General features: G+C 71.7%; 23 protein-coding genes. 14 read left to right on the top strand and 9 right to left on the bottom strand.

Annotated features, from left to right (window positions below; translation table 11 throughout):
- Positions 1–6 precede the first annotated feature (6 nt).
- The 7 genes from ABC270_RS10830 (at position 7) to ABC270_RS10800 (ending at position 9,062) form a co-directional block, all read left to right on the top strand.
- Positions 7–939, top strand: a complete 933-nt coding sequence (locus ABC270_RS10830; RefSeq protein ID WP_412880806.1) for an FKBP-type peptidyl-prolyl cis-trans isomerase — start codon at positions 7–9, stop codon at positions 937–939.
- Between the two features lie 71 nt (positions 940–1,010).
- A complete protein-coding gene (locus tag ABC270_RS10825; RefSeq protein ID WP_412880805.1) occupies positions 1,011–2,033 on the top strand; it encodes a helix-turn-helix transcriptional regulator in 1,023 nt (340 codons plus the stop codon).
- Entirely contained in the window at positions 2,026–2,997 is a 972-nt protein-coding gene (locus tag ABC270_RS10820) for a helix-turn-helix transcriptional regulator (RefSeq protein WP_412880804.1), read from the top strand. Before ABC270_RS10825 ends, ABC270_RS10820 begins: the two co-directional genes overlap by 8 nt.
- 377 nt (positions 2,998–3,374) lie before the next feature.
- The gene (gene tatC / locus ABC270_RS10815; RefSeq protein ID WP_412882072.1) at positions 3,375–4,127 is read left to right on the top strand and encodes a twin-arginine translocase subunit TatC; all 753 of its coding nucleotides are present in this window, start codon (positions 3,375–3,377) and stop codon (positions 4,125–4,127) included.
- Entirely contained in the window at positions 4,124–6,574 is a 2,451-nt protein-coding gene (locus ABC270_RS10810; protein WP_412880803.1) for a DEAD/DEAH box helicase, read from the top strand. The genes tatC and ABC270_RS10810 overlap by 4 nt, the downstream gene beginning before the upstream one ends.
- 374 nt (positions 6,575–6,948) lie before the next feature.
- Positions 6,949–8,526, top strand: a complete 1,578-nt coding sequence (lnt, locus tag ABC270_RS10805; RefSeq protein WP_412880802.1) for an apolipoprotein N-acyltransferase — start codon at positions 6,949–6,951, stop codon at positions 8,524–8,526.
- A gap of 185 nt (positions 8,527–8,711) precedes the next feature.
- Positions 8,712–9,062 carry an RNA polymerase-binding protein RbpA gene (locus ABC270_RS10800; protein WP_412880801.1) on the top strand — a complete coding sequence of 117 codons (351 nt, stop codon included), beginning with the start codon at positions 8,712–8,714 and terminating at the stop codon, positions 9,060–9,062.
- Positions 9,063–9,125: 63 nt separating this feature from the next.
- On the opposite strand, the gene ABC270_RS10795 is transcribed toward ABC270_RS10800, so the two are convergent.
- The gene (locus tag ABC270_RS10795) at positions 9,126–10,277 is read right to left on the bottom strand and encodes an SPFH domain-containing protein (RefSeq protein WP_412880800.1); all 1,152 of its coding nucleotides are present in this window, start codon (positions 10,275–10,277) and stop codon (positions 9,126–9,128) included.
- A complete protein-coding gene (locus tag ABC270_RS10790) occupies positions 10,274–10,747 on the bottom strand; it encodes an NfeD family protein (protein WP_412880799.1) in 474 nt (157 codons plus the stop codon). The genes ABC270_RS10795 and ABC270_RS10790 overlap by 4 nt, the downstream gene beginning before the upstream one ends.
- Before the next feature lie 151 nt (positions 10,748–10,898).
- On the opposite strand from ABC270_RS10790, the gene ABC270_RS10785 reads away from it, so the two are divergent.
- From ABC270_RS10785 to ABC270_RS10770, 4 genes are all read left to right on the top strand, one after another.
- A complete protein-coding gene (locus tag ABC270_RS10785; RefSeq protein ID WP_412880798.1) occupies positions 10,899–11,660 on the top strand; it encodes an SDR family oxidoreductase in 762 nt (253 codons plus the stop codon).
- Positions 11,661–11,702: 42 nt separating this feature from the next.
- Complete coding sequence (locus ABC270_RS10780; protein WP_412880797.1) at positions 11,703–12,164, top strand: NUDIX hydrolase; 462 nt, start codon at positions 11,703–11,705, stop codon at positions 12,162–12,164.
- A 99-nt stretch (positions 12,165–12,263) separates the two neighbouring features.
- The gene (locus ABC270_RS10775; RefSeq protein ID WP_412880796.1) at positions 12,264–14,630 is read left to right on the top strand and encodes an ATP-binding cassette domain-containing protein; all 2,367 of its coding nucleotides are present in this window, start codon (positions 12,264–12,266) and stop codon (positions 14,628–14,630) included.
- A gap of 91 nt (positions 14,631–14,721) precedes the next feature.
- A complete protein-coding gene (locus ABC270_RS10770; protein WP_412880795.1) occupies positions 14,722–14,901 on the top strand; it encodes a hypothetical protein in 180 nt (59 codons plus the stop codon).
- Positions 14,902–15,036: 135 nt separating this feature from the next.
- Here the strand turns inward: ABC270_RS10770 and ABC270_RS10765 are convergent, their stop codons facing one another.
- Positions 15,037–15,483, bottom strand: a complete 447-nt coding sequence (locus tag ABC270_RS10765) for a MarR family winged helix-turn-helix transcriptional regulator (protein ID WP_412880794.1) — start codon at positions 15,481–15,483, stop codon at positions 15,037–15,039.
- Between the two features lie 59 nt (positions 15,484–15,542).
- On the opposite strand from ABC270_RS10765, the gene ABC270_RS10760 reads away from it, so the two are divergent.
- Complete coding sequence (locus ABC270_RS10760) at positions 15,543–15,911, top strand: VOC family protein (RefSeq protein ID WP_412880793.1); 369 nt, start codon at positions 15,543–15,545, stop codon at positions 15,909–15,911.
- 12 nt (positions 15,912–15,923) lie between these two features.
- Here the strand turns inward: ABC270_RS10760 and ABC270_RS10755 are convergent, their stop codons facing one another.
- Positions 15,924–16,916, bottom strand: a complete 993-nt coding sequence (locus ABC270_RS10755; RefSeq protein WP_412880792.1) for a lipid II:glycine glycyltransferase FemX — start codon at positions 16,914–16,916, stop codon at positions 15,924–15,926.
- 164 nt (positions 16,917–17,080) lie between these two features.
- Complete coding sequence (locus ABC270_RS10750; protein ID WP_412880791.1) at positions 17,081–18,112, bottom strand: alcohol dehydrogenase catalytic domain-containing protein; 1,032 nt, start codon at positions 18,110–18,112, stop codon at positions 17,081–17,083.
- Positions 18,113–18,166: 54 nt separating this feature from the next.
- On the opposite strand from ABC270_RS10750, the gene ABC270_RS10745 reads away from it, so the two are divergent.
- Positions 18,167–18,814: a copper resistance CopC family protein gene (locus ABC270_RS10745; RefSeq protein ID WP_412880790.1), complete on the top strand. Its 648-nt coding sequence runs from the start codon at positions 18,167–18,169 to the stop codon at positions 18,812–18,814.
- Between the two features lie 84 nt (positions 18,815–18,898).
- Here ABC270_RS10745 and ABC270_RS10740 read toward each other — a convergent pair whose 3' ends face one another.
- Positions 18,899–20,119: a beta-ketoacyl-[acyl-carrier-protein] synthase family protein gene (locus ABC270_RS10740; protein WP_412880789.1), complete on the bottom strand. Its 1,221-nt coding sequence runs from the start codon at positions 20,117–20,119 to the stop codon at positions 18,899–18,901.
- Between the two features lie 57 nt (positions 20,120–20,176).
- On the opposite strand from ABC270_RS10740, the gene ABC270_RS10735 reads away from it, so the two are divergent.
- A complete protein-coding gene (locus ABC270_RS10735) occupies positions 20,177–20,758 on the top strand; it encodes a TetR/AcrR family transcriptional regulator (RefSeq protein ID WP_412880788.1) in 582 nt (193 codons plus the stop codon).
- Positions 20,759–20,781: 23 nt separating this feature from the next.
- Here ABC270_RS10735 and dhaM read toward each other — a convergent pair whose 3' ends face one another.
- The 3 genes from dhaM to dhaK are packed head-to-tail and all read right to left on the bottom strand — an operon-like array spanning position 20,782 to position 23,186.
- Positions 20,782–21,504: a dihydroxyacetone kinase phosphoryl donor subunit DhaM gene (gene dhaM, locus ABC270_RS10730; protein WP_412880787.1), complete on the bottom strand. Its 723-nt coding sequence runs from the start codon at positions 21,502–21,504 to the stop codon at positions 20,782–20,784.
- The gene (gene dhaL / locus ABC270_RS10725; protein ID WP_412880786.1) at positions 21,501–22,127 is read right to left on the bottom strand and encodes a dihydroxyacetone kinase subunit DhaL; all 627 of its coding nucleotides are present in this window, start codon (positions 22,125–22,127) and stop codon (positions 21,501–21,503) included. The genes dhaM and dhaL overlap by 4 nt, the downstream gene beginning before the upstream one ends.
- A gap of 57 nt (positions 22,128–22,184) precedes the next feature.
- Positions 22,185–23,186 (bottom strand): dihydroxyacetone kinase subunit DhaK, encoded by a 1,002-nt coding sequence (gene dhaK / locus ABC270_RS10720; protein ID WP_412880785.1) that lies wholly within the window; start codon positions 23,184–23,186, stop codon positions 22,185–22,187.
- Between the last annotated feature and the right edge of the window lie 29 nt (positions 23,187–23,215).

The following is a 23,215-nucleotide window of genomic DNA, read 5'->3' as shown; positions in this document are numbered from 1 at the left end:
CCGACCGTGCCCGTCCTGCATCGAACCATCCCCGCGCTCCTGGTCACCCTCGGTCTCGCCGCCACCCTGACGGCCTGCTCCGCGAGCGGAGCCGGGACGACCCCGTCCAGCTGCGCCCGCCCGGGTGCCGCGTCCGAGGCAGTCACCGCCACGGGCACGTTCGGCAAGGAGCCGAAGGTCTCCGTCCCCTCCGGACTCACCACCAAGGGCACGCAGGTCTCGGTGATCAAGCAGGGCACCGGGCGCGAGGTCGGGGACGGCACGCCCGTGCTCATCGAGTACACCCTCGTCGACGGTGCGACCGGGCAGGTCGCGCAGACGAGCGGCTACTCCGGCCAGACCGCACCGATCACCGCCGGCGCATCCAACTACGGAGCGCTCGGCGAGGCCGTCGAGTGTGCCCACGTCGGCGACCGCCTCGCCGTCGCGCTGCCGAAGAGCGCGCTGAGCTCGACGTCCGGCGCCGCCGGCTCGTCGTCGAGCAGCAAGTCCGAGGACGCCGTCATCGCGGTCATCGACGTCAAGCGCGCCTTCGACGCGCGAGCCACCGGCACGCCGCAGCTCGCCGGCGACGGCATGCCCGCGGTCGTCCTCGCGCCGTCCGGCGCCCCGGGGATCACCATCCCGTCGTGGAACGCGCCGAAGTCCGACGAGACCCACCTGCTCCGCAAGGGCGACGGGACGAAGCTCACCGCGAAGGACACCGCGGTCATCAAGTACACGGCCGTGACCTGGAGCGCCGACCCGTCCGTCACCGGCTCCAACTGGACTGACGGCTCCGGTGCCGCCACCGTCCCGCTCGCCAAGGGCCAGATCGTCGACGGCGTCCGCGAGGCGATCCTCGGGCACCGCGTCGGCGACCAGGTGCTCGCGATCGTGCACAACCAGGGCGCGACCGACGCCTACGTGATCGACGTGCTCGGAGTGATGCCGCGCTGACGCCCCGGCACCGTCCACCGACCGCTGCGCGGGTGCACTCCGGTGCACCCGCGCTGCCGTAGGATCGGCCTGTGCCAGCCTCTCGTACCCCCCGTGTGCCTGCCGAGGAGCGGCTCTTCAGCCTCGTGCTCGCGCTGCTCTCGACGGAGTCCGGGCTGACGAAGGCCGAGATCCTGGCCAACGTGCAGGGCTACCGGCAGCGCTGGACACAGGGCGGCGACAACGCCTCGCTCGAGCGCCAGTTCGAGCGCGACAAGGACGACGTGCGCGACCTCGGGATCCCGCTCGAGACCATCGAGACCCCCGGCGCCGCCGGCAACAACCAGACGCTGCGCTACCGCATCCCGAAGGGCGAGTACGACCTGCCCCTCGACGTCCGCTTCACGCCGGACGAGTCCGCACTGCTGTCCCTCGCCGCGATGGCCTGGCGTGAAGGCGCTCTCTCCGCCGATTCGCGCCGCGCGCTGCTCAAGGTCCGGTCAGCGGGCGCCGAGGACGACGTCGCGCCGGGCGTGCTCGGGGTGGACGCCTACGCTCCTCGGCTCCGCGCCCGCGACGCCGCCTTCGAGCCGCTGCGTTCGGCACTCGACCGCGCGGCCGCCGTGCGATTCGACTACATCACCCCCGGGCAGCACGAGGCCCGTCGACGCGAGCTCGCACCGCTCGCGCTCGTCCAGCACGGCGGACGGTGGATGCTCGCCGCGCACGAGTTCTCGACGGGCGCGACCAAGAACTACCTGCTGTCGCGCATCGTCGGTCCCGTGACCCAGTACGAGGTCGGCCGACACCCCGCACCGGCGGGGGCGGGGGAACGCGCCCTCGCGGAACTCGACCGCATCTGGGCGACACGGACCGCGCGCATCCACGTCGTTCCCGGCTCGGACGCCGAGCGGCGGCTCTCGCGCCGCCGCGACACGGCCGCGGAGCCGGACGGCACCCTGGTGCTCCACCACGTCGACCCGCAGATCCTCGCCGAGGAACTCGCGGCGTTCGGACCCGAGGTGCGCGTGCTCGAGCCCGACGACCTCCGCGAACGGGTCACCGCCCGGCTCCGTGCCCTCGTCGCCGACCACGAAGGAGACGCCCGTGGTTGAGCAGCAGCCGCTCCAGGCGCAGGACAAGCTCGCGTTCCTGCTCGCCCTCGTGCCGTACCTCATCGACCGCGAACGGGTCTCCGTGGCCGAGGCCGCACGACACTTCGGCGTTCCTGAGTCCCGCATCCGCCGCGCCGTCGAGCTCATCGCGGTGTCCGGCGTCCCCGGCGAGACGATGCAGTACCAGCACGGCGACCTGTTCGACATCGCCTGGGACGACTTCGAGCAGAACGACATGATCGTCCTGACGAACCTCGTCGCGATCGACGACGCGCCACGACTCTCCGCGCGCGAGGCATCGGCGCTCATCGCCGGGCTGCAGTACCTGTCGGCGCTGCCCGAAGCCGCGGACCGCGACGCCATCCGAGCCCTCATGGCGAAACTCTCGCGTGGAGCCGGTGGTGCCGCGTCGAACGTCGCGGTCGGGCAGGACCTCCACGACGCGACGCTCGCGACGATCCGGCAGGCGATGTCCGTCGGGCGCGGGCTCGCGTTCGACTACGCCGGGCCGCGGAGCCGCGGCGGGACACGCAGCGTCGACCCCCTGCGCGTCGAGTCGATCGACACCGACTGGTACCTGCGCGCCTGGGACCTCGACCGGCAGGCGCTGCGCACCTTCCGACTCGACCGGATGTCCGCCGTGCGCGTCGAGGAGCGCCCTGCCACGACGACCGCGGCGGACGTGGTGATCCCGGACACGCTGTTCCAGCAGGCGCGCGAGGACGTGATCGTCACCGTGGAGCTCGACTCGTCGTCACTGCCGCTCGTCGCGGACTTCCTCGCCGACACGGCCGACGCGCCGGACGACGACGGTCGGGTCCGCATCCGGCTCGCCGCGTCGAACGGGTTCGACGGCGTCGTGCGGCTCGTCGCCGGGTTGCCCGGGCGCGCCGTGGTGCTCGACCCGCCCGCGGCTCGCGCCGCGATCCGCGACTTCGCGGCCGCCGCCCTCGCCGAGGCCTGACCACGCACAGCCGGGCGTACCCGGTCGCTCCGGGCGTGATCGGTCGTTCCGGGCGTACCCGGTCGCTCCGGGCGTGGTCGGTCGTTCCGGGCGTACCTGGTCGTTCCCTCGGGCCAGGTACGCCCGATCCCGCCAGCCATCCCGTCCGCGATGGGAAAGAAAGGGCGCTCGTGCACGCACACCGCGTCGCCGACGCGACCACCTCCCGTCCGGGAGGCGCGTGGCGGGCCCGCACCGTCCCTCCAGGCCGCCTGTGCGAACGCACGCAGCCGCAGCGCCGTGTCGGACCGGTCCCGTAGGATCGGCGCATGGCTTCGACGACCGCAAGCGGGCGAGCGAAGCGGCCCGGGCGTCCGAAGAAGGACGCCGAAGGCCGCATGTCGCTCGGGCAGCACCTCATCGAGCTGCGCAACCGTCTCTTCCGCGCGGTCATCGCGGTCGTGGTGTGCGCGATCGGTGGGTGGTTCCTCACCCCGTTCGTGCTCGATGCCCTGCGCCAACCCGTCTCGAAGCTCGCGGAGATCGGCGGGCACACCGCCGAGCTGAACTTCCCCATGATCACGGGCGCGTTCGACCTCAAGCTGCAGATCGCGATCACGATCGGCATCGTGATCTCGAGCCCGGTGTGGCTCTACCAGATCTGGGCGTTCATCGTGCCGGCGCTCGTGCGGCGCGAGAAGCAGTACGTGTTCGGCTTCCTCGGCACCGCGATCCCGCTGTTCTTCGCCGGCTGCTGGTTCGGGTGGTACATCCTGCCGCACGTCGTCCAGATCCTGGGCAGCTTCGTGTCCAGCCAGGACACCTCGATCGTCGATGCGAAGGCCTACTACAACTTCGTCATCAAGCTCATCGTGGCGGTCGGCATCGCGTTCGTGCTGCCGGTGTTCCTGGTGCTGCTGAACTTCGTCGGGGTGCTCTCGGCGTCCGCGATCATCAAGTCGTGGCGCATCGCGATCCTCTGCATCCTGGTGTTCTGCGCGATGGTGACGCCATCGGCCGACGTCATCTCGATGTTCCTGCTGGCGATCCCGATGACCGTGCTCTACGTCGCCGCGTGCGCCGTCACGTGGGTCCACGACCGACGTGCAGCCAAGCGGCAAGCCAAGCTCGACGAAGAGTACGGCCTGTGACCAACACGGACCTCAGCCCGGCCGAGCGCTACGCGGCAGCGAAGGTCCGGAACCGCTCGCGCAACCTCGAGCTGTTCCGGTCCGACCTCCGCTTCGACCTCGACCCGTTCCAGTTCGCAGCCTGTGACGCCATCGACCAGGGCCGCAGCGTCCTCGTCGCGGCACCGACCGGCGCGGGCAAGACGATCGTCGCCGAGTTCGCGATCTGGCTGGCGATGCGGCAGCCCACGGCGAAGGTGTTCTACACGACGCCGATGAAGGCCCTGAGCAACCAGAAGTACGCCGAGCTCGTCCAGGCGTACGGCGAGACCGAGGTCGGGCTGCTCACCGGCGACACGAACGTCAACCCGCGGGCGCGCGTGGTCGTGATGACGACCAAGGTCCTCCGCAACATGATCTACGCGGACTCCGACCTGCTCGACGACCTCGCGTGGGTCGTCCTCGACGAGGTCCACTACCTGGCCGACCGCTTCCGTGGTGCCGTGTGGGAAGAGGTGATCCTGCACCTCCCGACCGAGGTCCGGCTCGTCTCGCTGAGCGCGACCGTGTCCAACGCCGAGGAGTTCGGCGACTGGCTGCAGACGGTCCGCGGCGACACCGACGTCATCGTCTCCGAAGACCGTCCGGTCCCGCTCGAACAGCACGTGCTCGTCGGGTCGAAGATGGTCGACCTGTTCGACTCGAGCGGTGCGGCGGCGACGAACCGCGTCAACCCGGAACTCCTGCGCCTGGTCGGGGGAGCCTCGCGCAGCGAACGGCACGGCGGTGGACATCGCGGTGGCCGCGGTCGGGGCGGGTACCACGACCGCCGCGGTCCTCGTACCGAGAAGCTGTACCGCGAGCAGATCGCGCACATGCTCGACGACCGGATGCTCCTCCCGGCGATCTTCTTCGTGTTCAGCCGCGCCGGCTGCGACCAGGGCGTGCGGAACGTCCTGCGCTCGGGCCTGTCGCTCACCACGGCTGACGAACGGCGCGAGATCCGCGAGTCCGCCGAGTACCACTGTCGGACGCTCCTCGACGAAGACCTCGCCGTCCTGGGCTACTGGGAGTGGCTCGAGGGCCTCGAGCGCGGTGTCGCCGCGCACCACGCCGGCCTGCTGCCCGCCTTCAAGGAGGTGGTCGAGGACCTCTTCCAGCGCAAGCTCCTGAAGGTCGTGTTCGCGACGGAGACGCTGGCACTCGGGGTGAACATGCCGGCCCGGACGGTCGTGCTCGAGAAGCTCGAGAAGTTCAACGGCGAGGCCCGCGTACCGATCACGCCGGGGGAGTACACGCAGCTCACGGGTCGCGCCGGCCGTCGCGGCATCGACGTCGAGGGCCACTCGGTGATCCAGTGGACCGACGGGCTCGACCCGCAGGCCGTCGCCTCCTTGGCGAGTCGTCGTACCTACCCGCTGAACTCGTCGTTCAAGCCGACGTACAACATGGCGGTCAACCTCATCGAGCAGTTCGGTCGACGCCGTACGCGCGAGGTCCTCGAGACGTCGTTCGCGCAGTTCCAGGCGGACCGCTCGGTGGTCGACCTCGCCCGCAAGGTCCGGTCGCAGCAGGAGTCCCTCGACGGGTACCAGCAGGCGATGACCTGTCACCTCGGTGACTTCACCGAGTACGCGGCGCTCCGGCGTGAACTATCCGACCTCGAGCGGACGAACGTCCCCGGTGGCCGCGAAGCCTCGCACGGTGCGCGCAAGGAACGCCAGGCCGCGATCACCGACGTCCGGCGTCGCATGCAGCGGCACCCCTGCCACGCCTGCCCCGACCGTGAGGCCCACGCGCGGTGGGCCGAGCGCTGGTACAAGCTCAAGCGCGCCAACGACAAGCTCGTGCAGCAGATCCGCTCCCGGACGGGGGCCGTCGCGACGACCTTCGACCGGGTCACCGACGTGCTCCTGCAGCTCGGCTACCTCGTCGACTCGGGTGACGGCAGTGGTGAGGCCACCGTCGCGGCCGGCGGACGGCGTCTCCAGCGGATCTACGGCGACCGCGACCTGCTCGTCGCGGAGTGCCTCGAGGCGGGGGTCTGGAAGGAACTCACCCCGGCGCAGCTCGCCGCGATGGCCGCGACCATCGTCTACCAACCCCGCCGCGAGGACGCGCCCGGTACCGAGCACGCCCTGCCGCGTGGGGCGTTCCGTCCGGCACTCGACGAGACCCTGACGATCTGGGCGCGGCTCGACGACATCGAACGCGATGCCCGGCTCGCCGGGTCGCAGCCGCCGACCCCTGCGATGGCGGTCGGGATGTTCCGGTGGGCGTCGGGCTCCGCGCTCGACGACGTCCTGCGGACGCTCGACATGCCGGCCGGAGACTTCGTCCGGTGGTGCAAGCAGGTGATCGACCTCCTCGACCAGGTCCGGAACGCGGGAGACGACGATCTCGCACAGACCGCGCGGCGCGCGACGGACGCGGTCCGTCGCGGCATCGTCGCCTACGCGACGGTCTGACGGGAGGCCCGGTGCACCTTCCCGAGTCCGACCTGCGTCCGCGCGACGACGGGTCCACCCCGCCGCAGGGGGCTGACGGGCGCGCGGCGGCCGGGCGGTCGGTCGGTGAGCGCCGGGCCGCGGGAGACGCGCCGAGCAAGCGCTCGGAGATCGGGCACTCGGACGTGGGGCGCTCGGGTTCGGGGAGCTCCGGCTCCGCGCGTTCGACCGCGGGCCGCGCGCGGCCCACGCGCGCCGAGCGGTCGACTGCGGGCAGCGTGCGGACGGCGCGCGCCGGGCGGTCGACCGTGGGAGGCGCGCGGCCCGCGCGCGCTGGGCGGTCGACTGCGGGAGGCGCGCGGCCCGCGCGCGCCGGGCGGTCGACTGCGGGCAGCGTGCGGCCCGCGCCCGCCGCGCGCGAGGTACTGACGACCGTCGTGGACGCGGCGAGCCCGTTCCGTGCGCTGCCCCTCGAGTCGGCCCTTCCGCTCGCCGTCGTCGGCGGTGTCCTGCTCGCCCTGTCCTTCCCGTCGCCGGGCTGGTGGTTCCTCGCCTACCCGGCCGTCGCGTGTCTCCTCGTCGCCGTGATGGGTCAGCGCGCTCGCCGGGCAGCGTGGCTCGGGTACCTGGCCGGCGCCGCGTTCTGGGTGCCGGCGATCTCCTGGGCGGGCCGCTACCTCGGTCCGGTCCCGTGGTTCGCGCTCGCGCTGTTCGAGGCTGCGTACCTCGCCCTCGGCAGCGTCGCGATCGCGCTCGCCTACCGATGGGTCGCCCGTGTGCTGCCGTCGACCGCAGGACGGGTGTGGGGCCTCCCGGCGGTCGTCGCCGCGCTCTGGACCGGACGCGAATGGTTCTCGGGCAGCTGGCCCTACGGCGGCTTCGCCTGGGGGCGCATCGGACTCTCCCAGTCGCAGGGGCCGTTCGCGCACTTGGCCGCGTACGTCGGGGTCCTCGGGCTGACGTTCGTCGTCGTCTACTGCGTGGCCGTCGTCGTGTCGCTCGCGCTCGTACGGCCGACGGTGCCCGGCGTGCGTCTCCGCCTGCCGGTCCGGGTCGCGACCGCCGGCCTCCTCGTCGCTGCGGTGCTCGCCGTGCCCACGTGGCCGACCGCTGTGCACGGGACGATCCGCGTCGAGTCCGTGCAGGGCAACGGCCCCGCAGGGTACTTCGACGGTGCGCAGCCAGGAGAGGTCCTCGCCGCGCAGGTCGCCGCCACGGACGTCGAGGCGAAGGGCGTCGACCTCGTGGTGTGGCCCGAGGCGTCCGCCGAGTTCGATCCCCGGCAGCAGCCCGTCGTGGCGTCGGCCCTCGACTCGGTCGTCCGGTCCGTGGGCGCACCGATCGTGGCAGGCGCGATCACCCAGACGCCGTCGGGCGTGCTCCACAACACGTCGTTCGTCTGGACCGCGCAGGGGTGGCAGTCGTCGTACGACAAGAAGCGGCCGGTGCCGTTCGGTGAGTACGTGCCCGACCGCTGGTTCTTCTCGAAGCTCGCGCCCTCGCTCATCGGTCTGCTGCAGCGGGACTACACGCCCGGGACGAGACCGAACGTGCTGTCCGTCGCCGGGATCAAGGCGGGCATCTCGATCTGCTTCGACATCGTCGACGACGGGCTGACGACGGACATGGCTCGTGGGGGAGCGCAGGTGATCCTGGCGCAGACGAACAACGCCGACTTCGACGGCACCGACGAGAACCTCCAGCAGCTCGAGATCGCTCGGATGCGGGCGATCGAGACGGGGCGGTCCCTGGTCAACATCTCCACCGTCGGCGCATCCCAGGTGATCGACCCCACCGGACGGACGATCGACCGCGTGCCGGCGTACACCGCGACCTCGATGGTCACCGACGTGCCGCTCGGGACGTCCACGACGCCGGCCACGGTGTTCTCCGGGTCGCTGACGCTCCTGCTGTCACTCGGTGGCCTGCTCGTCCTGCTCGCCTGCGCCCCCTGGTCGCGTCGCCGTCGCTGAACTCGGCGCGTTCCGGGTCGTGTCACGTCGTCGGCGGTCCTGCTGAGGGCGGCTGGGACGCCAGATCACGCGGTCCAGGCCGAGCGTGGCCTCCCACTGGGAACGCACTGTGAATGCGCCGGTCGGGGAACGAACCCCCGTGGAACAGTGTTGTGGAGGGCAGGACGAGCGGAAGGAGCACACCGATGGCTGATCGAAGTCTTCGCGGCATGCGGCTCGGGAGTCAGAGTCTCCAGAGCGAAGAGGGCGTCGAGCTCTCGGACCGCAAGCGCGCGGTCTACCAGTCCGACTCCGGCGAGACGTTCGACGTGATCTTCTCGGCTGAGGCTGAGGTCCCGTCGACCTGGTCGGACCCCCGATCCGGACGTGAGGGTCGACTCCTCGGCGACGACGGTGTTCCCGTCGAGGTCGCGGAAGAGGACGTCAAGGCCCCTCGCACGCACTGGGACATGCTGCTCGAGCGCCGCTCGCGGGAGGAACTCGAGGAGCTGCTGCAGGAGCGTCTGCAGTTCCTGCGAGCACGCCGCGGCGCCTGAGCCCCGATCGACACGAAGAAGCCCGCCCCGGGACATCCCGGGGCGGGCTTCTTCGTGTGCGTCCTACTTCGTGTCGCCGAGTTCCTCGTGGGTGGCTTCGTCCGCCGCGGCCAGCCGCGCGTCCACGCTCTTGTCGGACTCGGCCAGACGCTGGTCGAGGTCGGACTCCGGCACGATGTCCGCCGCGGTGGCGTCCGGCCGGGGGGTCGACGACGCAGCGGCGTTCGCAGCGGCCGTGTTCGCCAGGCTCTCGTTCGCGAGCTTGGAGATGCGCTCCAGGAAGTCGCCGCCGCCGGTGCCACCGGGACCCGCGGTTCCGCCGCTCCGACCCGCCGTGAAGCCCTCGGCGATGCCCGAGAGGGCCTTGGTGAACTCGCTCGGGATCATCCAGAGCTTGTTCGCGGTGCCCTCGGCGAGCTTCGGCAGCGTCTGCAGGTACTGGTAGGACAGGAGCTTCTCGTCCGGGTCCCCGGTGTGGATCGCGTCGAAGACCGTCGCGATCGCCTGCGCCTCACCCTCGGCCCGGAGGACCTGCGCCTTCGCGTCACCCTCTGCCTGGAGGATGGCCGCCTGGCGCTGCCCCTCGGCCTCGAGGATCTGCGACTGCTTCGTGCCTTCGGCCTGCAGGATCGCCGCACGACGGTTCCGCTCGGCACGCAGCTGCTGCTCCATGGCGTCCTGGATCGACACCGGCGGCTCGATCGCCTTGAGCTCGACACGACCGACGCGGATGCCCCACTTGCCCGTTGCCTCGTCGAGCACGACTCGGAGCTGTCCGTTGATGTTGTCGCGGCTGGTGAGGGCCTCTTCGAGGTTCAGACCGCCGACGACGTTGCGGAGCGTGGTGGTGGTGAGCTGCTCGACCGCGCCGAGGTAGTTCGCGATCTCGTACGTCGCCGCGCGGGCGTCCGTGACCTGGAAGTAGACCACGGTGTCGATCGAGACGACCAGGTTGTCCTCGGTGATCACCGGCTGCGGCGGGAACGAGACGACCTGCTCGCGCATGTCGATCAGGGGCCGCAGGCGGTCGATGAACGGCACGAGCAGGTTGAGCCCCGGGCTGAGCGTCTTGTGGTACTTCCCGAGCCGTTCCACGATGCCGGCGGTCGCCTGCGGCACGATCCGGATCGCGCGCGCGAGCACGACGATGACGAAGACGACGACGACGAGGATGAGCAGGAGGAGCAGGATCGTCCCCGTTGAGAGGGTGGTCATGAGACGTCTTTCTGGTCGATGCGGACGACGGCGGTCGAGCCCTCGATGGACTCGACGACGACGGGGGTGCCCAGGGCGGGCAGACGGTCGGTGGACGTGCCCGCGAGCCGAGCGCTCCAGGTCTCGCCGTTGGCGAGCCGGACCTGCCCCGGAGAGGACGAGGTGAACGCGACCGCGACGGTGCCGGACAGGCCGACGAGTCCGTCGATGCCGGTACGGTGCGGATCGGCGCCCCGGTTGAGCGCGTGCAGGAGGCGCGGGCGCACCAGGAGGAGCAGGAGGAGGGCGAGCGCGGCTGCGACGAGCGCGGACAGCCACCACGGCGCACCGAGCAGAGCGGCGATCAACCCACCGGCTGCTCCCGCCGCGAGCATGATGAAGATGAAGTCGAGCGTGAAGATCTCGACCACCCCCAGGATCAGCACCAGGCCGATCCACACGATGGTCTGGATCCAGTCAGGTCCGGACACGCGATCTCCCTCCCTCGGTCGCGCACGGCGTTCGCTGCGTCGCGACGGCCGGTCAAACTCCGTTCAACATATCACCTGCGACCGACGGTCGCGTCCCGGACGGTAGGCTCGTTGCGGCAACGAGACCTCCGACCCCACCTGGAGCACGACTGTGAGCAACCCCCTCGCCCCCGGATCCCTCGCCGACAAGCGGGCCCTCGTGACGGGTTCGTCCCGCGGCATCGGCGCCGACACCGTCGGGTACCTGGCGGCGGCCGGCGCGAAGGTCGTCGTGAACTACCGCAACAAGGCCAAGCGCGCCGAGCAGATCGCGGAGAAGATCGAGGCGGACGGCGGCGCAGCCCTCGCCATCGGCGCCGACCTCACCGACCACGACTCGGTCCAGGCGATGGTCGACCAGGTCGTCGCAGCGTGGGGTGGCATCGACCTCCTCGTGCTCAACGCGTCGGGCGGCATGGAGTCCGGCCTCGGTGAGGACTACGCGCTCCGGCTGAACCGCGACGCGCAGGTCGACATGCTCCGCACCGCGGTCCCGCACATGCCGGCCGGGTCCCGTGTCGTGTTCGTCACCAGCCACCAGGCACACTTCGTCGAGACGGCGGAGACGATGGACGAGTACGTCCCCGTCGCGAAGAGCAAGCGCGCCGGCGAACTCGCCCTGCGCGAGCTCGTCCCGCAGCTCGAAGCCGCCGGGATCGAGTTCGTCGTCGTCTCGGGCGACATGATCGAGGGCACCATCACGGCCACCCTGCTCAACCGCCTCAACCCCGGTGCGATCGAGGGTCGGCGGCAGGAGGTCGGGAAGCTCTACAGCGTGTCCGAGTTCGCGGCGGAGATCGCGCTCGCGGCCGTCGAGCCCGTCCCGGCGGACCACACCAAGCTCGTCGGCGACGTCAGCGGCTTCGGCGCGTAGTCGACACGGCGCGTGGTCGACACGGCGCGTAGCGTCGACCGCGTGACCGCGAAGCCCGGCCTGCGCCGCACCTCACGCATCCTGCTGCTCGACCCGGACGGCCGGGTGTTCCTCATGGACACCCGCGCTCCGTCCTCGGACGGCTTCCACCGCTGGATCACGCCGGGTGGCGGTGTGGACCCGGGGGAGTCGCACCGCGACGCCGCGGTCCGCGAGCTCCGTGAGGAGACCGGCATCGTCATCGCCGACCCCGGCGAGAGCGTCTGGTCGCACGACTTCGACGTGACCTGGGACCAAGCCGACCACGACCGCGGTCACGCCGAGTTCTACGTCGTGCACACCGACGGCTTCGAGCTCGACGACAGCGGCTGGACCGACGACGAGCGCGTCGACATCACCGCATCGCGTTGGTGGACCGCTGACGAGCTCGCAGCGACCGCGGAACCCTTCGAGCCGGCGGAACTCCCCGAGCTGGTACGTCGCGCAGGGCGGTCGCGGGGCTGACCTGCTGCGCAGCGGCCTGGAGGCGCGCCCCGCCTCCGTCGCGCTGCTCCCGTCCGTGGGGGTGTCGCCACGGACGGACCGCGCGCTACGGTGACGTCCATGCACACCGGCTCCGAGCACGCTGCCGACCAGCACGACCGCATCCGCGTCCGCGGCGCGCGGGAGCACAACCTCCGGGACGTCGACGTCGACCTGCCGAAACGGCGGTTGACCGTCTTCACCGGTGTGTCGGGTTCCGGCAAGAGCTCGCTGGTCTTCGGAACCGTCGCGGCCGAGTCGCAGCGCATGATCAACGAGACGTACAGCGCGTTCGTCCAGGGCTTCCTGCCGTCGCTCGGTCGCCCCGACGTGGACCTCCTCGACGGACTGACCACGGCGATCGTCGTCGACCAGGAGCGCATCGGCTCGGACCCCCGCTCCACCGTCGGGACGGTCACGGACGCGAACGCGCTGCTGCGGCTGCTCTTCAGCCGCCTCGGGCAGCCGCACATCGGTGGCCCGAACGCCTTCTCGTTCAACCTCGCGACCGTGTCGGCCCGCGGGGCGATCACGGTCCAGAAGGGGACCGACGCCAAGGCCGAGCGCGTCACCTACGACCGACTCGGGGGCATGTGCGCCGACTGCGAAGGCCGCGGGCAGGTGAGCGACATCGACCTCACGCAGCTCTTCGACGACTCGAAGTCCCTGGCTGACGGTGCGATCACGGTCCCCGGCTACGGCACGGACGGCTGGAACGTCCGCATGTTCGCCGAGTCCGGGTACGTCGACAGGTCGAAGCCCATCAGGGAGTTCACCGAGCAGGAACGACAGGACTTCCTGTACCGCGAGCCGACCAAGCGGAAGATCGCCGGGATCAACATGACGTACGAGGGTCTGGTACCCCGGGTCCGACGCTCCCTGCTGCAGAAGGACCGTGAGTCGATGCAGCCGCACATCCGCGCGTTCGTCGACCGGGCCGTGACGTTCACGACCTGTCCGACGTGCGACGGGACGCGCCTCAACGACAGCGCCCGGTCCTCCCGGATCGACGGGAAGAACATCGCCGACGTCTGCGCCATGCAGATCAGCGATCTCGCCGACTGGCTCCGAACGCTCGACGCGCCGAGCGTCGGCCCGTTGCTCTACGGACTGCGGGACGCGGTCGACGCGTTCGTCGAGATCGGCCTCGGCTACCTCTCGCTCGACCGTCCGACCGGCACCCTCTCCGGGGGAGAGGGGCAGCGGGTGAAGATGGTGAAGCACCTCGGATCGGCGCTGAGCGACGTGACGTACGTGTTCGACGAGCCGAGCACCGGGCTCCACCCGCACGACGTCGAGCGCATGAACGAACTCCTCCTGCGCCTCCGCGACAAGGGCAACACCGTGCTGGTGGTCGAGCACAAGCCCGAGGTCATCCGGATCGCCGACCACGTCGTCGACCTCGGTCCCGGTGCCGGGTCCGAGGGTGGCCGGGTCTGCTTCGAGGGGACGGTCGACGAACTGCGGGCGAGCGACACCGTGACCGGGCGGCACCTCGGCGACCGGCAGACCCTGCGTGCCGACGTCCGGACCCCCAGCGGGGCGATCGAGATCCGTGGCGCGGCAACGCACAACCTGCAGGATGTGGACGTCGACGTCCCGACCGGGGTGCTGACGGTCGTCACCGGCGTCGCAGGGTCCGGCAAGAGCTCGCTGATCCACGGCGCACTGTCGACCCGGGACGGCGTGGTCACGATCGACCAGGGCGCGATCCGAGGGTCCCGTCGGAGCAACCCGGCGACGTACACCGGTCTCCTCGAACCCATCCGGAAGGCCTTCGCGAAGGCGAACGGCGTGAAACCCGCGTTGTTCAGCGCCAACTCCGAGGGCGCGTGCCCGGCGTGCAACGGTGCCGGGGTCGTCTACACGGACCTCGGCATCATGGCAGGCGTCTCGACCACGTGCATCGAGTGCGGCGGCAAGCGCTTCGACCAGACCGTGCTCGAGTACCACCTCGGCGGCAAGGACATCAGTGAGGTGCTCGCGATGCCGGTGTCCGAGGCCGAACGGTTCTTCGCGGAGGGCGACGCACGCATCCCCGCCGCGCATGCCGTCCTCGGTCGGCTGGTCGACGTCGGCCTCGGCTACCTGACGATCGGCCAGCCGTTGACGACGCTGTCGGGCGGGGAACGCCAGCGACTGAAGCTCGCCGTGCACCTCGGTGAACCCGGCAACGTGATCGTGCTCGACGAGCCGACCACGGGCCTCCACCTCGCCGACGTCGCGGGGCTGCTCGGCCTCCTCGATCGTATGGTGGACGCCGGGCGCACGGTCGTCGTCATCGAACACCACCAGGCCGTCATGGCGCACGCGGACTGGATCATCGACCTCGGCCCAGGGGCGGGGCGCGACGGCGGGCGGGTCGTGTTCGAGGGCACGCCCGGGCAACTCGTCGCCGACCGATCGACGGTGACCGCCCAGCACCTGGCGGAGTTCGTCGGGGCCTGAGGGGCGTCGCAGCGACCGTCGTCGGCGGGGGAGCGGCCGACCAGCGCACTCCGACCGCCGCGCTCAGCGGAGCGGGCGTACGGTCCAGCGCATGACGTACAGCCAGCCCGACCCCGCAGAAGAGACCACCGCAGCCGCGTCCCCCGAGCAGCCCGACACCGACGAGCAGTTCCTCGAGGAGTCCGGCCGCGAGGACGCCGCCCTCGAGATCGACGCCGAGGACGTCCCGACCGAGAGCGACACCGCAGAAGGCGACTCGTCGGGGGAGTGACGCTCGGGTCCATCGTCGTCCTCATCAACCACTGAGACACACCAGCACCGCTGTGACGGGGCGGATCGACGTGGTCGATCCGCCCCGTCACACGTTCAGCGGGCCGGTCCGGGGCCACACCCGCACCGGTCGTCGTCAGGGTGCGCGAAGCGCCTGCACCATCGACCGCAGGGCGTGCCGCGCGGCTGATCGGTCGGCTGCGTCCATGCCGGCCAGCATCCGGTCCTCGACGCTCCGAACAGCGGCTGACGCCTGCGCGAGTGCGACCCTGCCCCGATCGGTCAGCGTCACCGGCACCACCTTGCCGACGCCGTCCTCGGGCCGCCGGATCACCGAGCCGTCCTGCTCGAGTGCCTGGAGCAGGACGTTCATGGTCTGGCGCGTGACGAACGCCCCTCGGGCGAGTTCGGAGTTCGACAGGCCGGGTCGCTGCGCGAGCAGCTCGAGGCACGAGTAGTGGGTCACGTTCATGCCCAGGGGGCGGAGCACGTCCTCCATCGCGGTCCGCAGCGCGCTCGACGCCTCCTTGAGGAGGTACCCGAGCGAGGTCTCGAGGTCGATGCCGGGGGTGTCTTGACCCATGTCAGTAGTCTGACATATCCTTTGTGTCAGGAAACTGACACGCTACCAAGGAGCGCACCATGCCCGTCACCGGCCCCGACTTCATCTCGTTCCAGGTCCGCGACCTCGACGCCGCGCAGGCGTTCTACGAGCACTACCTCGGGCTCGTCCGATCGCCGGCCGGACCGCCGCACGCGGTCGTCTTCGCCACGCAGCCGGTCGCGTTCGCGCTGCGCGACCTCGTCCCGGGAACCGACCTCGACGCCGTGGAGCAGCCGGGCACCGGCATCGCCGCCTGGTTCCACGCCGACGGTGTGCAGGACATCCACGACGCCCTCGCCGCGGACGGGCACCGCATCGTCACGGCACCGTTCGACGGGCCGTTCGGTCGGACGTTCACGTTCGCCGACCCGGACGGCTACCAGGTCACCCTGCACGACCGCGCGTGACGGCGGGACGGATCAGCCGTGGACGGTCGCAGGCCGACGGAGCGCGAGTACCGCCGTACGGACGACCGGCGGCAGGGGAGACGACACGACCGTCGTGAACGGCCGCTCGACCGCCCCGAGCGACATCTTGAACCGGCTGATCCCCTCGTCGACGTACCCCACGAGGTCGACCGCGGTGTGCCCGTGCTCGAGGGCGTGCCGCAGCACGTCGAAGTACAGCGCGGTACTCGGGTTCGCGGACCGGAAGGCTCGGAGGGTCCCGCCGGCCCAGCCGGTGACGACGGGGTGTCCGGTCAGCGCGACGATCACACCGGCGACCGTGCCGTCGACGAGGGCCGTGGCGGTGTAGACGTCGTCCCGGGTCGTCGCGAGCCGCTCGATCCGGGCGCCGATGTCCTGCGGGTACGGCGACGGGACCCCGCGGCTCTCGTACGACTCGTTCAGGACGTGCGGCAGGTGCTCGGTGACCTCACCGGCCCGCGACCGCCTGATCGTCACGCCCTTGCGCTCGGCGACCCGGATCGCTTGCCGCGCACCGCGCTTCATGCCCGAGAGCAGCCGTTCCGGCGTCGCGTCGACGAGGTCGACCACGTACGTCCGGTCCGGCAGCCCGGTGACGCCGGCACCCCGGACCGCAGCGCCGGGATCCGGTGTGGCACCCGGGCCGAGGTCGTACCGAGCCACCATGACCCCGTGCCGGAGCTGCCAGCGGCGGAAGGCACGCAGGACCGCGGTCAGCACGTGGTCGGGCACGAGCGGTCCCACGAACGGGAACGGCGGCAGCACGGGCCTCGACGGCACGCCACGGTGCCGCAGGACCGGGAACACGCCGACCGGGACGCCGTCCGAAGTCACGACGAGCGGCTCGAACCGCCAGTCGAAGCACTCGGCCTGCATCCTGAGCCACGCCCAGTCGTGGAAGCCGGTGGCCCCGGGGTGCGCCGAGACGAGTGCATCCCACTCGAGTCCGTCACGAGCCGTCCGGAACCACATCGTCGTACCCACACCAGGAGCCTAGGCAGGCCACGTGCGGCGGAACGGCCGGGTGCGAGAAGTGTGCGGCAAGCCGCGGCTCCCGGTCCCTCAGAGCAATCAGCGGGAGCCGATAATGCATATTATGTCAACTCAGGCTTCGCCGACCGGGCGGCCGAGGACGCTGAGCGGTCCCCTCACCACGTCGCGACGGTCATCCCCGAGCCCGCTGCCGGACGGTCCATCGCCAGGACGGCCTCAGGCAACTCCTCGAACCCGATCGTGCGTCCGATCGACTCCGCGGGTCGCAGTCGTCCGGCGACGACGTCCTCGAGCATCGCCGCGTACTCCGCCACGGCGATGCCGTGGCTGCCGAGCAGTTCGAGCTCGTCGCCGATCACCCGACCCATCGGGATCGCCGGGATCGCCTCGTCGCCGAGCAGCAGCCCGACCTGCACGTGCCGACCCCGAGGCCGCAGCGTCGCCACCGCGGCCACCGACGTCGCTCGACTCCCGAACGCGTCGACGGAGACGTGCGCCCCGCCGCCGGTCAGCGCGCGGATCCGGTCGACCGTGTCGTCGTCCAGCGGCACGGTCTGGGCGCCGAGCGCCGCAGCACGACCGAGCGCCGCGTCCGAGATGTCCGACGCCACCACGCGCGCGCCGGCAGCGACCGCGACCTGCACCGTCGAGAGTCCGACACCACCGCAGCCGAACACCGTCACCCACTCCCCTGCGGCCACGCGACCTCGGGCGTGCAGCGCGTGGTACGCGGTGCCGAACCGGCAGCCGAGACTCGCGGCCTCCGCGAATCCGACCGCGTCCGGCAGGGCGACGACGTTGAGGTCGGCGTGCGGCACGGCGACGAGGTCCGCGTAGGAACCCGGCAGGTCGAAGCCGGGCTGCTGCTGCGCGGTGCACACCTGGGTCGCCCCGGCACGGCACTGCTCGCACTCCCCACAGGCGAAGACGAAGGGAGCGGTCACGCGGTCCCCGACGGCGATCCGCCGGACCTCGGCGCCGACGGCGGCGACCTCGCCGGCGAACTCGTGGCCGGGGACGTGCGGCAACGTCACCGAATCGTCGTGGCCGGTCCACGCGTGCCAGTCGCTCCGGCAGACCCCGGTCGCGCGGACCCGGATCAGGACGCCGTGCGGCGGCAGCACCGGCTCGGGGATCTCGACCACGGTCGGGACGGAACGGAACTCGGAGTACTGCACGGCTCGCACCCGACCATGATGGCAGGTCGGCAGCGACCGGAGCACGCCCGTAGGCTCCTGTGCATGCGTTCATGGTCGGTCATCGCCCTCGTGCTGCTCGCCGCGGCGTCCCTGTTCGTCGGAGCGGCCCCGGCGTCGGCGCACTCGGCGCTGGTGTCGAGCAACCCGGCCGCCGGCGCCGACGTCACGGCTCCGCTCGACCGCGTGAGCCTCACCTTCTCCGAGGCGCCGCTCGCCGGTCTCGACGCGGGCCTGCGCATCGAGGTCCGCGACGGCTCGGACCGTGACGTGTCGACGGGCTCCGTCGAGGTCTCCGGCTCCTCGATGTCGAAGGCCGTGGCGCTGGCCGACGGGACCTACCGGGTCCTCTGGCGGTACGTGTCGCCCGACGGCCACCCGATCACGGGCGAGTACTCGTTCACCGCTTCGGGTGCGTCAGCGGTGACCTCGACCGCAGCACCGACCGCCTCCCCCGCACCCACGACGCCCACCCCCTCGAAGGCCGCGACGTCCCGGTCGACCGCCACGGCGACGGTCGGCCCGGCCGGCGCGATCACCCACGCCGGCCATTCGCCGGTCGCCGTCTGGGTGATCGGCGCGGTCGCGGTCCTCGCCGCCGCTGCTGCGGCGGCCGCGGCCGTCGTGCGCCGCCGCTCCGTCCGCCCGGCGGCCCGTGGAGACGACACGCCGGTCAGGGGCTCGGCAGACTGACGCGACGGCGGCGGCCTGTGCACGCCGCCACCGGGCCCGGCCTGGAGGCACGACACACCGCCGCCTCGTCGGTCGCGCGGCCGGTCAGGCAGCCGTGAAGACGAGGGACACGTTCTGACCGCCGAACCCGAAGGAGTTGTTGAGCGCCGCGCGCACCGGGGTGCTCCGTGCTGCGCCCGAGACCACGTCGAGGTCGATCGCGGGGTCGAGCCGGTCGAGGTTGCGGGTCGGCGGGACCACCCCGGTCTCGACGGCGCGGAGCGCGAGGATCGACTCCACCGCGCCCGCGGCACCGAACAGGTGCCCGATGGCGCTCTTCGGGGCGGACACCGCCACACCGGTGCCGACCGCTCGTGCGATGGCCGCCGCCTCCCCCACGTCCCCGACCGGCGTGCTCGTCGCGTGGGCGTTGACGTGGTCGATGTCGCCCGGCGCGATCCCGGCCATCCGGATCGCGGACCGCATGGCCCGCTCCTGCTCGCTGCCGTCGGCCAGCGGCGCCGTGATGTGGTGTGCGTCCGAGGTGACCGACCAGCCAGCTAGGCGCCCCCGCACGTGCGCGGCCCGTGCTCGGGCGTGGTCGGCACGTTCGAGGACGACGATGCCGGCGCCCTCACCGAGCACGAAGCCGCGGCGGTCCGCGTCGAAGGGCCGCGAGAGCGTCGTGGGGTCGTCCTCCCCCGGCTTCGCGAGCGCCTGTGACTGCGCGAACGACGCCATCGTCACCGGTGTGACCGCAGCCTCCGTACCACCGGCCACCACGACGTCGGCCTCGCCGGTCGCGATGAGCCGGGCAGCGGTGACGAGCGCCTCCGCCCCCGACGCGCAGGCGGAGACCGTCGTGTAGGCACCGGCCCGCGCGCCCAGTTCGATGCTGATCTGCGCCGCGGCGCCGTTCGCCATGAGCATCGGGACCGCACGCGGGGACACGCGTCGGGCACCCGCATCGCCGAGCACGTCGTGGGCGCCGAGGAGCGTCTCCACTCCCCCGATGCCGGTGCCGACGACCACCGCGAGCCGGTCCCCCTCGACGCCCGGCGCTCCGGCGTCCGCCCAGGCCTCGTGTGCAGCGACGAGCGCGAGCTGCTGGCTCCGGTCGAGCCGGGCGGCACGGACGCGTCCGAGGGCTGCGTCGGCATCGAGCGCGGCGTCCGCCCCGACGCGGATCGGAACCCGGTCCCAGAGATCGCCCCCGCGATCGAGGACGTGCACGCCCGAGCGTCCGGCGACGAGGGCGTCCCAGAGCGCGTCCACGCCGTGGCCGAACGGGGTGACGCTGCCGTACCCGGTGATGACGATGTCCACGCGGAACCTCCTGCTTGTACGTTGAACAAGTCGAGTTGTACCACGTACAATTCCCGCATGGCAATCGACGGCGACGGCACGACCGCACGCGGATCGGCGACCAGAGCGCGGATCATCGCGGCGACGGCGGGGCTCCTCGCGGCGGGTGGGTCGACCGACGTCACGGTGAGCGGCATCGCCCGGACGGCGGGCGTCTACCCGAACCAGATCACGCACCACTTCGGCTCGAAGGACCGCCTCGTCCTCGATGCCGCGTTCACGCTCTTCCTCCGCGACACGAGCCGGATGCAGGCGGCTGGTCGCCGGGTCGGTACTCCCGAGGCGTTCCGGAACCTGCTGGCGCGGACGACGTTGACGATGCCCTCGCTCCCCCTGGTCGTCGCCGCGCTCGGCGCCGGAGGGCGGGAGCGCAGCGCACACCTGCTCGGGCTGCTCTTCCGGCAGTCCGAGCGCTACCTGGAGCGCGTCGCGCATGACCGCGACTGGGCCCTCGGTTCGGTGCACGGCGACGTCCGGACGTTCTGGAGCGCGGCGTTCGGAGCGGCGCTGCTGCATGCGGCCGGCGGCACCGGCGCCCCCGGGGACGTCGACCTCGCCGCGACGCTGTCGATCAGCGCGCGACCAGGCGCCGCACGCTGACCGACGTCATCCCCGGGAGCCGGTCACTCGCCGAATCCTGACCGCACGAGCGCGACGAGTGCGTCGACGGCGTCCTGCGCGTCGTCCCCCGCCGCCTCCACCGCGATCGTCGCGCCCTTCGGCAGTGCGAGCGCCATGATGGCGAGGAGGCTCTTCGCGTCGACACCGTTCACCCGGACGCGTGCGTCGAAGCGGGCAGCGGTCTTCACGAACTCCGCCGCCGGGCGGGCGTGGAGCCCGCTCTCGTTCACCAGTTCGACCGTCGCCGATGCGGCCGGGCCCTCCTCTGGTGCCGAGCCCGCCGTGTCGTCGGCGGAGGTCGACGTACTGTCGGGTGTCGCGCCTCCCGGCTGGTCCGTGGCGTCCGGACCTGCAGCGCTGGCGGCCGCGGCGAGGACCGCCGACACGTCGCCGCCGGTCTGTGCGGCGACCGCCGCCGCGACCGTCCCCTCGACCAGCGGGGCGTGCGAGACGTGGACCCGGGCCCGGTCGTCGTCATCGAGGAAGTCGAGCGCCGTGTCGGTCGTCAGGTAAGCAGAGCCGAGGTCGCAGAGGACGACGATCCCGTCGCTGTCGCGGAGCTCCTCGAGTCCGGCCGTGATGGCCTCGAACGACGTGCCGATCCCGCCGTCCTCGGTGCCCCCGGCGGCCACGAGCGCGACGTCCGCGGCCATCTGCCGGGCCAGCTCGACGGTCCCGGAGGCAACCGCGGCGCTGTGCGAGACGACGAGGATGCCGACGGTCACGCGGCGTCCACCGCGGCGCGCAGGAGGTAGACCGTCGACTGGGCCCCGGGGTCGCGGTGCCCGACAGCGCGTTCACCGAGGTAGCTCGCGCGGCCCTTCCGAGCGACCAGTGCGTCGGTGGACTCGGCACCGGTCGCGGCGGCCTCCGCTGCGGCGGCGAGGACCTGCTCCGGGGTCGCACCGTCGCCGGCTGCCGACGCAGCGGCGTCCACCGCGGGTGTCCACGCGTCCACCATCGTCTTGTCCCCGACCTCCGCCTTGCCGCGGGAGACGATGCCGTCCCGCGCTGCCGTCAGCACGGCGACGAGCGCGGACGCGTCGAGCGTCTCCGCGTCACCCGCGGCCTGCGCGGCCTTGAGGTACGCCGTGCCGAACAGGGGTCCCGCCGCACCGCCGACCGTGGAGATGAGCTTGGTCGCGACCGTCTTGAAGACCGAGCCCGGGGTGTCGAACGACCCGGCGTCGATCGCCTCGACCACGGCGCGGAAGCCACGGTCGAGGTTCTCGCCGTGGTCGCCGTCGCCGATCTCGCGGTCGAGCGTCACGAGTTCGGCGCGGTGGTCGTCGATCGTCGCTGCTGAGCGACGCACCCAGTCGATGGCCCATGCGGTGTCGAGCGCCAATGCGGTGTCCCTTCTGCGGCCGGCCCGTCGTCCGGGCCGGGGTCGTGGTCCGGCGGGTCAGCGACCCCAGCGCAGGGCCGGGGTCTCCACCGGGGCGTCCCAGAGGGCGGTGAGTTCGTCGTCGAGCACCGTGACGGTCAACGAGAACCCCTGCATCTCGAGGGACGTGACGTAGTTGCCGACCAAACTACGCGTGACCTCGAAGCCGCGGTCGGAGAGGACCTCCTCGGCGCGTCGGTAGGCGATGTAGAGCTCCAACTGCGGGGTGCCGCCCATGCCGTTCACGAGGAGGAGCAGCCGCGAACCGGCGGGCGCATCGAGGTCCGTGAGGATCGGTTCGAGCACGCGGTCGACGAGCTCGTCAGCCGGCGCCATCGGGATGCGCTCGCGGCCGGGTTCCCCGTGGATGCCGATGCCGAGTTCGACCTCGTCGTCGGCGAGGGTGAACGACGGCTCGCCCGCGTGCGGCACGGTGCCGGACGAGAGCGCGAGCCCCATCGACCGGGTGACCTCGTTCACGTGGCGGGCGACCGCGGCCACGGCGTCGAGGTCGTCGCCGCGCTCGGCGGCCGCGCCGGCGCACTTCTCGACGACCACGGTGCCCGCGACACCCCGACGACCGGCGGTGTACAGCGAGTCCTGCACCGCGACGTCGTCGTCGACCACGACGGACTCGACGCGGACGTCGTCCATGGCGGCGAGTTCGGCCGCGGTCTCGAAGTTGAGGACGTCGCCGGTGTAGTTCTTCACGATGTGGAGGACGCCGGCTCCCCCGTCGACGGCCTTCGTCGCGGCCACGATCGGGTCCGGGGTCGGGCTGGTGAACACCGGGCCGGGGACGGCGGCGTCGAGCATGCCGTACCCGACGAACCCGGCGTGCAGGGGCTCGTGACCGCTGCCGCCACCGCTGACGATCCCGACCTTGCCGGACACCGGGGCGTCGGCTCGGTGCAGGTGGATCGGGTCCTCGACGAGCACCACGTGACCGGCGTGTGCCCGGGCGAACCCGCGGACGGTCTCGTCGACCACGGCGTGCGGGTCGTTGATGAGCTTCTTCATGCGCGGAACTCCTTCGTCGACGGTGACGG

Origin of the sequence: Curtobacterium phoenicis (assembly GCF_047238015.1) — a bacterium.
GTDB lineage: Bacteria > Actinomycetota > Actinomycetes > Actinomycetales > Microbacteriaceae > Curtobacterium.
This window is presented reverse-complemented; position numbering and strand designations above follow the sequence as displayed.